Annotated in this window: 11 protein-coding genes; 3 read left to right on the forward strand and 8 right to left on the reverse strand. The window is 51.4% G+C overall.

The window, feature by feature from the left end; translation table 11 throughout:
- Positions 1-7: 7 nt before the first annotated feature.
- From DN748_RS17960 to DN748_RS17975, 4 genes are all read right to left on the reverse strand, one after another.
- Positions 8-1813 (reverse strand): tetratricopeptide repeat protein, encoded by a 1806-nt coding sequence (locus DN748_RS17960; protein WP_112373221.1) that lies wholly within the window; start codon positions 1811-1813, stop codon positions 8-10.
- A 58-nt stretch (positions 1814-1871) separates the two neighbouring features.
- Positions 1872-3149 (reverse strand): serine--tRNA ligase, encoded by a 1278-nt coding sequence (gene serS, locus DN748_RS17965; protein WP_112373222.1) that lies wholly within the window; start codon positions 3147-3149, stop codon positions 1872-1874.
- 115 nt (positions 3150-3264) lie between these two features.
- The gene (gene recJ, locus DN748_RS17970; RefSeq protein ID WP_112373223.1) at positions 3265-4953 is read right to left on the reverse strand and encodes a single-stranded-DNA-specific exonuclease RecJ; all 1689 of its coding nucleotides are present in this window, start codon (positions 4951-4953) and stop codon (positions 3265-3267) included.
- A 56-nt stretch (positions 4954-5009) separates the two neighbouring features.
- Entirely contained in the window at positions 5010-5429 is a 420-nt protein-coding gene (locus DN748_RS17975; protein ID WP_112373224.1) for an OsmC family protein, read from the reverse strand.
- A gap of 462 nt (positions 5430-5891) precedes the next feature.
- On the opposite strand from DN748_RS17975, the gene atpD reads away from it, so the two are divergent.
- Together atpD and DN748_RS17985 are read left to right on the forward strand one after the other, a co-directional pair.
- Complete coding sequence (gene atpD / locus DN748_RS17980; protein WP_112373225.1) at positions 5892-7400, forward strand: F0F1 ATP synthase subunit beta; 1509 nt, start codon at positions 5892-5894, stop codon at positions 7398-7400.
- Between the two features lie 91 nt (positions 7401-7491).
- Positions 7492-7770: a F0F1 ATP synthase subunit epsilon gene (locus tag DN748_RS17985; RefSeq protein WP_112373226.1), complete on the forward strand. Its 279-nt coding sequence runs from the start codon at positions 7492-7494 to the stop codon at positions 7768-7770.
- 275 nt (positions 7771-8045) lie between these two features.
- Here DN748_RS17985 and hppD read toward each other — a convergent pair whose 3' ends face one another.
- The 4 genes from hppD to DN748_RS18005 form a co-directional block, all read right to left on the reverse strand.
- Positions 8046-9185 (reverse strand): 4-hydroxyphenylpyruvate dioxygenase, encoded by a 1140-nt coding sequence (gene hppD, locus DN748_RS17990; RefSeq protein ID WP_112373227.1) that lies wholly within the window; start codon positions 9183-9185, stop codon positions 8046-8048.
- Between the two features lie 43 nt (positions 9186-9228).
- A complete protein-coding gene (locus DN748_RS17995; RefSeq protein ID WP_112373249.1) occupies positions 9229-10386 on the reverse strand; it encodes a homogentisate 1,2-dioxygenase in 1158 nt (385 codons plus the stop codon).
- A gap of 198 nt (positions 10387-10584) precedes the next feature.
- Positions 10585-10908, reverse strand: coding sequence for a type II toxin-antitoxin system RelE/ParE family toxin (locus DN748_RS18000; RefSeq protein WP_112373228.1), 324 nt, complete (start codon positions 10906-10908; stop codon positions 10585-10587).
- Positions 10898-11122 carry a hypothetical protein gene (locus tag DN748_RS18005; RefSeq protein ID WP_112373229.1) on the reverse strand — a complete coding sequence of 75 codons (225 nt, stop codon included), beginning with the start codon at positions 11120-11122 and terminating at the stop codon, positions 10898-10900. The genes DN748_RS18000 and DN748_RS18005 overlap by 11 nt, the downstream gene beginning before the upstream one ends.
- A 128-nt stretch (positions 11123-11250) precedes the next feature.
- Here DN748_RS18005 and DN748_RS18010 point away from each other — a divergent pair, with 128 nt between their 5' ends.
- Positions 11251-11568, forward strand: coding sequence for a DUF6660 family protein (locus tag DN748_RS18010; RefSeq protein ID WP_112373230.1), 318 nt, complete (start codon positions 11251-11253; stop codon positions 11566-11568).
- The last annotated feature ends 51 nt before the right edge of the window (positions 11569-11619 follow it).

Genomic DNA, 11619 nt, shown 5'->3' on the forward strand with positions numbered 1-11619 from the left:
TTTCGTGTTAGGTTCCTTCTCCGGTGTGGTCGCCCCTCAGCCTGCGGTATGCCTTCCTGGCCGGCACGTAATAAATGCTGTCCTGGTGCTCAAAAATGATCTTTTCGTAACAGGGCAGGGCCTTTTCCGGGCTGTTTATATGTTTTTCATACAGTTCGGCAAGGGCGTACAGGGCATCGTCCATCAGGATGTCGAACGGGTAGAACTCCGCAATCCTGAGGTAATTGTACTCCGCCTTTTCATAATCCCCCAGTTTTTCATACAATCTGCCCTGTTTCAGCAGGGCCTCGTCTTCAAGGCTTTCCCCCCTGTGACCGTCCAGCAGCGAATCGAGCAGGGTCACGGCCGGGCCGTATTTGTGCTGGTAGGCGAGCAGGTCGGCCCGGGCGTATAGCTTAAGCGCGGTATTCGTACTGTCTTCCTGCAGGTTGTCGGAGATGAGCAGGCTCAGCTGCATGGCGTCGTTGGCGATAAGCTGCGAGGCCGAGGTGCGGAGTACCTTGAGCTGGGTCAGGGCCCAGTCGAAATCCCCTTTGTAAAAACTGGCCTGTGCTACCTTGAACCGGGCTTCCTGCCCGGCCACATCGTTCTTCATCATCTTCTGTACCTGAGAATAGTAGATCAGGGCCCTGCTGAACTTTTCTGCGTATAGCAGGACGTCGGCATGGGCCATTTTCAGCTGTGCCTCCCGGGAGGCGTTCAGCCGGAGGTCCTGGCATTCCGCGAGCAAAGCCTCCGCACCGGCGGGATCGTCCATGGTAAAAGCCAGGAATTTTGCGTAGGCGATCTGCAGGTCGAGGGTGTGCTCGTCCTTTCCGTATTCTTCCAGCAGGTGCAGGTATTCGTTTTTTATCCGGTCGTTATCCCGGGCATCCCGGGCTTTCCCGGTTTTTATTTCGAGTATGTAGAGGTGGGCCTGTACCTGTATCGGCGTGGTAGCGGTATGGGCAATGACATATTCGAAAACAGCGGTCGCCGTATCGTGATCTTCGTCATTCATGGCCTTGAGGCCCAGTTCTATGACCGGTTGCAGGCTGGCCCCTTCCCCGCGGTTGAAAATGGCCTTTTCCTGGCTGAAAGCCCGGTCGTACTGTCGCTGTCTTACAAAAAGCCAGCTGAGCATTTCGTTCCACAGTATATCGGGAGCATCCTGTGCCCGTTGGAGTACCAGCCTGCGAAGCAGTATGTTGTTGGGATCGGAAGGGTCGTCGGAGATAAATTGGGCAATGATCTGCCGGATGGTGGAAAGATTGGTGTTTTTCCTGGATGCGATCAGGTCCAGCAGGCTGTTGTACATCTTTTCCATATCGCCCTTTTCGCCGTAAAGCTGTGCGATCTGGTAATCGACATTGATCCTGGGGTCCAGTTCTTTGCCCTTTTCGTATGTGACAATGGCACGGTCCAGCAGGTTCTTGTCCTGGAACCCCCGCCCTACGGAATACACATAGGCGGGCCGCTGTATTACAGCGTCGACGGCCTTGTCGTAATACTTGTCGGCCTCGTCCTCTTTTCCCTGGAGGGCATAGTTGTAGCCTGTTTCTATAAAAAGGAGCGGGGAGGCATTTTGTTGTGCCGCTGCCTGTTGCAGCATTTCCCCGGCCTGGTCGTACTGCTCCAGTTGCTGGTAGCAGGCCACGAGCTGGCGGATGTAAGGTCCGCCGGGATTTGCCTTGTGCAGTTTTTCATACAATGCCAGGGCTTTCCCGAATTCTCCCCCGTCGAAATACTGTTTGGCCAGTATCTCTTCCTGGGAGAATACCTGAAAAGCGAAAAGGAGGCCTGCCAGGCTGCAGATGGCTTTTGTAACGCTCATGGTATTCCGGTTTTAAGGGGGTAGCCCGGGAGGTTCCCCGGGAATGCAAACCCCTAATTTATGAAATTCTGTCGAAACCGGTATAGGGTACCAGTGCTTCGGGGATCCTGATACCGTCTTTGTCCTGGTAGTTTTCCAGGATGCCGGCCAGTACCCGCGGGATGGCCAGCGAACTGCCGTTCAGGGCGTGGCACAGGGTCATTTTTCCGTCGCGGTTCCGGTAACGGAGCTTGAGCCTGTTGCTCTGGTAATCCTCGCAGTTCGATACCGAACTGATCTCGAGCCAGCGGTCCTGGGCCGTAGAGAAGACCTCGAAATCAAAGGTTATGGCCGAGGTAAAGCCCAGGTCGCCCCCGCAGAGCTGCAGGATGCGGTAAGGGAGCTGCAGTTCGTTCAGGATTCCCTTTACATGGGCTATCATTTCGTCGAGGGCCTTATACGATTCTTCCGGCCTGGTGATCTGGATGATCTCCACTTTCTCAAACTGGTGCAGGCGGTTCAGCCCTCTTACGTGCGCCCCGTAAGACCCGGCCTCCCTGCGGAAACAGGGGGTATGTGTCGTGGCCTTTACGGGCAGTTCGTCTTCCTGCACGATGGTATCGCGGTAGCAGTTTATCATGGGGACCTCTCCCGTGGGGATCACATAGAGGTCGTCTTTTTCGATATGGTACATCTGCCCTTCCTTGTCGGGCAGCTGTCCCGTGCCCAGGCCGGAAGCCTCGTTGACAAAATAGGGCAGGAAATACTCAAAATACCCGGCCTCGCGGTTCCTGTCGAGAAAATAATTGATCAGGGCCCTTTGCAGCCGTGCTCCCTTTCCCTTATAGACCGGAAAACCCGCCCCTGTGATCTTGCTTCCGAGGTCAAAATCGATAAGGTCGTACTTTTTGGCCAGCTCCCAGTGGGGTAAGGCTGTTTCGTCCAGTTGCGGGATGTCTCCCTTCCGGAAGACTTCCGTATTGTCTTCGTCCGAAGTTCCCGGGGGTACGGATTCATGGGGGACGTTCGGAATGCGGTATAGCAGCTCCGTAAGGGCATCGGTGGTTTTACCGAGTTCTTCCCCGAGTGTTTTGGCTTCCGACTTCAGGGCGGCGGTCTGTTCCTTGAGTTCATTGGCTTTCTGTTGCTCGCCGCTTTTAAACAGGTTCCCTATTTCCTTCGACAATTTATTGGACGATGCCAGGATATTGTCGAGCCTGGTTTGTATGGCCCTGCGCTCTTCATCGAGCCGGAGGGCCTCCCCGACCAGTTCCGATGCTTCCGCCCCGAGATTGCGCTTTTCCAGTCCGCGGATAACCCGGTCCTTATGGTCTCTGATAAATTGTACCTGTAACATGGTAAATAGGTTTTTATATTGAAAATCCTGTTTGCCCCGAAGGGAGATCGAGCGACAAATTTAAGAAGTTTTCATCCAATTACAGGGGATTATTTTGAGTGAATTGCCCCGGCCCCTATTTGATATCGTACAGTTTAAGCTGCAGGCTTACGGAGCCGTTCCAGTGGTTTTCATCTACGGAATACACCGCGCTGAAGGGGTTCCGGTTCCGGATAAGGGAGTGTTTGTCCCCGAGATTAAACCCGATTCCGCCGAACACGGGAGAATCGCCCTGCCGGACAGAGACCTTGAGGTGTTTCCCGTTTTCACCGACGGTTTTCCCGTAGCCCGTATCTTCCAGTCCCTCCGTCAGGAATACCGGGGCGGGGTTTCCGGGGCCGAAAGGGGCAAACTGTTTGAGGATGCGATAGCACTTCGGGGTGATATCGTTAAGCGTGATCTGCATGTCGATGGCAATCTCCGGAATGAGTAGTTCCGGGGTGATGGTTCGGGAAACCACGGTCTCGAATTTCTGTTTGAAGTTCTCGTATTGCTCGGGAAGCAGCGTAAGTCCGGCCGCATATTTATGTCCGCCGAACTGTTCTATGCAATCGGCGCACTGTTCCAGGGCATTGTACACATCGAATCCCTTTACCGATCTCGCCGAGGCGGCCAGCCTGTCGCCCGTCCTGGTAAACACCAGGGTGGGCCGGTAGTAGGTTTCGGTAAGGCGCGACGCCACAATACCGATAACCCCCTTGTGCCAGCTCTCGTGACAGACCACTGTGGTGTGACGGTCCTGCTCGCCCTGCCGGGCGATCTGCTGAAGGGCTTCTTCGGTAATGTCTTTGTCCAGTTGTTTGCGGTCCTGGTTAAACTGTTCTATTCCGGCAGCAAATGCCGCTGCCCGGCCGGTGTCGGTTTCCGTCAGCAGCTCCACGGCGTGCAGGCCGTGTTTTATCCTGCCTGCGGCGTTGATACGGGGGGCTATGACAAAGACGACATCGGTGATGCTGAGCTGTTTTTTATCCAGCGAACCGGTGAGGGCCTTGATACCGGGCCGGGGAGCGCTGTTGATCTGCTTTAGCCCCAGGTAGGCCAGCACCCTGTTCTCACCGGTCATGGGCACGATATCGGCCCCGATGGCCGTAGCTACCAGGTCGAGGTAAGGCAGCAGGCTTTCCACGGGCTGCCCTTTGCGGGAGGCCAGTGCCTGTATGAGTTTGAAACCTACCCCGCAGCCGCAGAGTTCATCGTAGGGGTAATTACAGTCCGGGCGTTTGGGGTCGAGAACTGCAACCGCCGGGGGGAGTTCCGCTCCCGGGCGGTGGTGGTCGCATACGATAAATTCGATGCCCTTTGCGGCCGCATAGGCGATCTTGTCGGTGGCCTTGATACCGCAGTCCAGCGCTATGATCAGTGAAATGCCGTTGCCGGCGGCATGGTCTATACCCTTGTAAGAAACGCCATAGCCCTCGTCATAACGGTCCGGGATATACGTGGACAACCCGGGATAAAAGCTGTTCAGGTAAGACGACATCAGGGCTACCGATGTGGTGCCGTCTACATCGTAGTCGCCGTATACGAGTATTTTTTCTCCCCGGGATACCGCTTTTTCGATACGTGCTACCGCCTTGTCCATGTCTTTCATCAGGAAGGGGTCGTGCAGATCGCTGAGCGAGGGGCGGAAAAAATGCCGGGCCTCTTCAAAACCGGAGATCCCCCGTTGTACCAGTAAGGTGGCGATAAGTTCGTCTACCCCCAGTTTCCGGGCAAGTTGTTCTGTGGTATTTCGGTCCGGCAGTGGCTTTTTTTTCCAGCGCATGGTATTTTCTTTGGCCCGGGGGCGTGGTGATATATGGGAATATTTCGCGAGGCTGCTTATTTCCCGTGGAAAAAAGTCCTGATGTTGATCTTGGCAAAATGACGGAACATTTCCATGACACCGCAGTACTTTTCCACGGACAGGTCTACGGCCCGCTGCAATTTTTTTTCGTCCAGGGCAGGCCCGTGGAAATGGTAGTCGATGGTGACTTCACTGTAATATTTAGGATGTTCGTCCGTAAGCTCGGCATCGGTCTCAATGACAAAATCGTCTACTTCCAGTTTCATTTTTCTGATCAGGGAGGCCACATCAAGCCCCGAACACCCGGCTACGGCGGAAAGCATCAGCGCCTTTGGCCGGAGGCCGTTTCCTTCTCCCCCGTCTTCGGGGCTGGCATCTATTTTAAGGGTTCCTGCGGGGTTGGTAGACTCAAAAGCCATTTTGCCCAGCCATTTGGTGGTCACGTGATGTTTCATTATAGTCTTTTAGTTTTTTAGTTCGTAGTTCTTAGTTCTTCATTATAACTCTGAATTCTGAACTCATAACAGATAGTTTAGTTTATAGTTGTCATTCCCCGGGCATCGGGACGGGCACTTCGGTCCGGAGGACAACTTCAAGCTTCCGGCTTACGACCTCAAAAGTATGAATTTAAGCGGAAATTGTGAACCTTTCAGCAAACGGAGTATTGCGGGGCTGCCGGATATTGAAAGTGTTTACCTGTGATTTCTGTAATGTAAAATGTAATCCGGTGTAAATCCGCCTGGTAAAAATATCACAGGATTGAACTTTTTTATAAAAACAGGAGTAAACAGTTTCCATATCTTCATAAAAAATATATCTTTGCACCGCGAAAAAAAATCTTGTTGACAACAGGTTGATAACCTTGCGAACCGGGTTTTTTGAGGTTTATAAAAAGCTATACATTAAAGATTTAAATAATGTCGAAAGTTACAGGTAAAGTTGCGCAAATCATTGGTCCGGTAGTAGATGTCGCGTTTGCTGCGGATGCCGAGCTCCCGAAAATTTACGATTCCCTCGAAATAGCCAGGGAAGATGGTTCAAAACTCGTACTGGAAGTGCAGTCGCATATCGGTGAAGATACCGTGAGAACGATTTCCATGGATTCCACAGACGGTCTGAGCCGGGGAGCCGAAGCAGTAGCTACCGGGAGCCCGATACAAATGCCCATAGGGGATGATGTTTACGGACGTCTCTTCAATGTTATGGGAGATGCTATCGATGGTTTGGGCAACCTGCCAAAGGCCGGAGACCAGGGACTGCCCATTCACAGGGAGGCCCCGAAATTCGATGAACTTTCCACTTCTACCGAAGTGCTGTTTACCGGGATCAAGGTGATCGACCTTATCGAGCCTTATGCCAAAGGGGGTAAGATCGGCCTGTTCGGAGGAGCAGGTGTGGGTAAAACCGTACTGATCCAGGAACTGATCAACAATATTGCCAAGGGGCACGGCGGACTTTCCGTATTTGCCGGAGTGGGTGAGCGTACCCGTGAAGGGAACGACCTTTTGAGGGAGATGCTGGAGTCCGGCATTATAAAATACGGTGACGATTTCCTGCATTCCATGGAAGAAGGGGGATGGGACCTGAACAAGGTGAGCAAGGACAGCCTGAAGGAGTCTAAGGCTACTTTCGTGTTCGGACAGATGAACGAACCTCCCGGGGCACGTGCCCGTGTGGCGCTTTCCGGGTTGACCATTGCGGAGTATTTCCGTGACGGGGCGGGAGATGCACAGGGTAAGGACGTACTGTTTTTCGTGGATAACATCTTCCGTTTTACCCAGGCAGGTTCGGAGGTGTCCGCACTGCTCGGGCGTATGCCTTCTGCGGTGGGTTACCAGCCTACCCTGGCTACCGAAATGGGGGCCATGCAGGAGCGTATTACCTCTACCAAAAAGGGGTCGATTACTTCGGTACAGGCCGTATACGTACCTGCGGATGACCTTACCGACCCGGCGCCGGCAACCACTTTTGCCCACCTCGATGCTACTACGGTACTGTCGCGTAAGATCGCCGAACTCGGTATTTATCCTGCAGTAGACCCGCTGGATTCCACTTCCAGGATACTTACACCGGAAATTCTCGGAAAAGAACACTACGCCTGCGCCCAGCGTGTAAAAGAGCTGTTGCAGCGGTATAAGGAACTCCAGGATATCATTGCCATCCTCGGTATGGAGGAGCTCTCGGAAGAAGACAAACAGGCCGTGGCCCGTGCAAGAAGGGTACAGCGCTTCCTTTCACAACCTTTCCACGTAGCAGAACAGTTTACCGGGATTCCCGGGGTACTGGTAGATATCAAGGATACTATAAAAGGTTTTAACATGATCATGGACGGGGAACTGGACCATCTTCCCGAAGCCGCCTTTAACCTGAAAGGGACCATAGAAGAGGTTGTCGAAGCCGGAGAGAAAATGCTGGCAGAAGCATAGGATTGTTTGTGGTTGGAAGTCGGAAGTCGGAAGTTAGATTCAACCAGCAACTAACAACTAAGAACTACAAACTAACAAACTATAAAGAAGAATGTATTTAGAAATAGTATCCCCCGAAGCAACCCTTTTTAGCGGAGAAGTCACTTCGGTTGCCGTTCCGGGAGTAAACGGGGAGTTCCAGATGTTAAAGGACCACGCTCCTATCGTTTCCCTGCTGGGAAAAGGGAATGTGAAAATTTACGGGGAGATCAGTATCGAACCCGGGTTTGCGGAAAAATTCTCAACAGGGGAAAAAGGGGAAACCCTGCTGCCGATCGGCTCCGGAACGGTGGAAATGAGAAACAATAAAATTATTGTACTCGCAGACTGATCGCTGTTTCTGATCATTGAACAGATAAAAAAGCCGCCCCGTAGTGTTTTACGGGGCGGCTTTTTTATGGGTTAAAATGTCATCGCATGTTTGTAGTGGCTTTGTCATTCCGACGATAGTGCCTGTCCCGACCTTTTAGTGAGGGAGGAATCTTTTTGAGCCGTAATGCTCTTGAATTTCCTTTGGGCCGGGGTGGAGATTCTTCCCTGCGGTCTGAATGACATACAACCTCTAACAACAAACCTGTAACCTGCAACCTGCAACTCCCTCCGTAATCAAAGTGTCCCCCGCTGTTCCTGCTCCCGTTCTATGGCCTCGAACAGGGCCTTGAAGTTCCCTTTGCCGAAAGACTGTGCCCCCTTGCGCTGAATGATCTCGAAAAACATCGTGGGGCGGTCCAGTACGGGTTTGGTAAAGATCTGCAGCAGGTACCCTTCATCGTCCCGGTCTATGAGTACGCCGAGCTCCTTAAGGGGTTCCAGGTCTTCGTCTATCTCGCCTACCCGGTCCAGTACGGTGTCGTAATAGGTTTCGGGGACATGCAGGAATTCCACCCCCCTGTCGCGGAGTTCGGACACGGTGTTTATGATATTATCGGTGGCCACGGCGATATGCTGTACGCCGGCGCCGTTGTAAAAGTCGATATACTCCTCGATCTGTGACTTTTTACGGCCTTCGGCAGGTTCGTTGATGGGAAACTTGATCCTTCCGTTGCCATTGCTCATTACCTTGCTCATCAACGCGGTATATTCGGTGGAGATATCGTTGTCATCAAAAGAGATCAGCTGGGCAAACCCCATCACCCTGGCGTAGAACTTACACCATTTGTTCATCTCGTTCCAGCCTACGTTGCCCACCATATGGTCTATATATTTAAGCCCGGTGCCCTCCGGGCGGTAAAGCGGGTTCCAGGGCCTGTACCCGGGCATGAACACGCCCCTGTAATCCTTTCTTTCCACAAAGATATGCACGGTTTCCCCGTAGGTGTGTATCCCCGAGAGAACCACTTTCCCGTGGTTGTCTTCTATGGTCTTTGGTCTTAGGTAGCTTTCGGCGCCCCTTGCCGTGGTTTCTTTATAGCTTTTTGTAGCGTCGTCTACCCAAAGCGCCACCACCTTTACCCCGTCGCCATGAGCGTCTATATGCCTGTTGATATCGCCCCCGGACTGTAACGGCGATGTGAGCACCAGCCGTATCTTGTCCTGTTGCAACACATAAGACACCCGGTCTTTTATCCCCGTTTCCAGTCCGGCATAAGCCACCGGCTGAAACCCCCAGGCCGATTGGTAATAGTGCGCCGCCTGCTTGGCATTGCCTACATAGAGTTCCACATAATCAGTCCCCAGTATGGGCAGGAAATCTTCTGCCTGCGGTACCGTTTTTTCAAGGTTCAGTGATGTATTGTCGGTTTTCATTTTTTTTGATTTGATTATTTGTTAATTTGAAAATGTGATCTCATTACTCAAACCACGACCTGTAATACGTATCGTCTGCGATCTTCATGGCTTCTTCGGTAAGCATCAGCGGCTTAAAGGTATCTACCATTACGGCGAGCTCATCGGTCTCTTTCTTGCCGATGCTGCGCTCTACGGCACCGGGGTGCGGCCCGTGGGGGATTCCCGCCGGATGCAGGGATATATGTCCTGCGGCAATATCGTTTCTGCTCATAAAATCGCCGTCTACATAGTACAGTACTTCGTCGCTGTCTATATTGCTGTGATTGTAGGGAGCCGGAATACTCTCCGGATGATAATCGTACATCCGGGGCACAAAACTGCATACCACGAAAGCGTCGGTCTCGAAGGTCTGGTGTACCGGCGGCGGCTGGTGGATACGTCCCGTAATGGGTTCGAAATCGTGAATGGAGAGGGCATAGGGATAATTGAAGCCGTCATAGCCCACCACGTCGAAGGGGTGAGTGGCATACACCACGTCAAAGATCTCGTTTTTCTTTTTGATCTTTATCAGGAAATCTCCCTTTTCATCATGGGTCTCCAGTGTTTCCGGGCGACGGATGTCGCGTTCGCAGTAGGGAGCGTGCTCCAGGAGCTGCCCGAACCAGTTCCGGTATTTTTTCGGAGTGTAGACCGGCCGGTGCGATTCGACGATAAAGAGGCGGTTGTCTTCCGTGTCAAAATCAATTTTGTAAATGACTCCGCGCGGTACCAGCAGATAGTCGCCATAGCTGAAATCCAGGTTTCCGAGGTGGGTGCGCAGGGTACCGCTGCCCCGGTGGATAAAGATCAGCTCGTCTGCATCGGCATTCTTGTAGAAATAATCTTCCGTACTGCGTTTCGGTGCGGCCAGGATAATGCTGCAGTCGCTGTTGGTAAGCACGGTTTTCCGGCTTTCCAGGTAATCGTTTTCCGGCGCCGTCTTAAACCCGTGAAAACGATAAGACCGGATGTTGTTCCCTACGGCAATCCGGGGCGCAACATCGGTGCGGCCTTTTATTTCCTTTACCTGTGTGGGATGATGTTCGTGGTATATATTGGAATACATCCCATCGAAACCTATGGTGCCGAACAATTGCTCGCGATAGAGGCTGCCGTCCGGTTTCCGGAAAGCGGTATGTCGCTTATGGGGGATTTTCCCCAGCTTGTGATAAAAAGGCATACGCTGGTTATTAAGGTTAAACTTTATAAAAGAATACAAAAGTCAACCTGCCTCATTCCGGGTTACGTTTGATGAGGTATTGCAGATATGATAATAAGCCTTGCCATATCGGGATCATAATACACAAATATCCGAAAATAATTGTGTATTTTCAAATTTTATGATTTTCAATAAAAACCCGGTAACATCAAAAATGTTTCAGAGGAGTGTTTTGAGGATATCGGTATTTACATTTTCTATTTCCGACTTGTCCCACAGAATGACCATCACGATTTTTCGGTGAGAAGTACTGACGATGATATTGTGGGTTACAACTCTCCCTCCCCCGCTTTTACCTTTTCCTTTGGAAGTTATTTTCAACCTGATCTTTCTGAATCCCTGTCCCAGGTCTGTTCCTAAATCAGGATTATTTTCAATATCTTCTAATAATTGAGCAATATCCTTTTTTAAGGAACGATATTTTTTCGACAGGCGTTTTAGCTCCTTGTTAAATGTTGAAGTACTGCTATATTCAAATTTCATCAAGGACTTCGCTTAAGGGCTTCCCTTTCTTTTTTCCGGATGCAATAGCCTTGGCTTCTTCAGCCGCATTTTCAAATTTCTTGTAAAAGGCGGTGATTTTGGCATCTTCGGATTTTTCCGGACTCTCGATAAACTCTACAAAAGAAAAGGTCTTTATGAGCTCGATAAAGGCCCTGGCCTGTTTGCTGTTTTCTTTTATACGAACCGTTACCATATTTCACTCTTTTACACAAAGATAAGAAAAAAACGGGTGAAGGGCCTGTCTTTTTCGGCCGATTAAAAGAGATGCCCGGATGAGTTTATATTTGAAAACCGTATCTTTATCACCGGAAAAAGCAGGCAATGCAAAAAACACTGACCGTAATACTGAGTCTTTATCTTCTCGCCCTGGCCGTGATGCCCTGTGCAGACCGGGCGGAGCCCGATAGTCATGCCACGGTACTGACCGAGGCGCATTGCGATGCGGGCAGTGCTGCCGGCCACCTGGAATGTTCTCCCCTTTGCGTCTGCGCCTGCTGTGGTATTGTGGTGTCGGTAGAAGAACTGCCGGTATTTCCCGGACTGTATGCTGCAGAAGTGTTTACAGACAATTTTTCACACTATACCCTTTCTCCCAAAGGATATTATCCCTCCTTATTACAACCTCCGCGTACGGTTTAACATCTGTTTTCCCGGCATCTGCAGAAAAGCGGGTGCCCTGACTTATTGTTA

This window comes from Sinomicrobium soli, assembly GCF_003285545.1.
Lineage (GTDB): Bacteria > Bacteroidota > Bacteroidia > Flavobacteriales > Flavobacteriaceae > Sinomicrobium.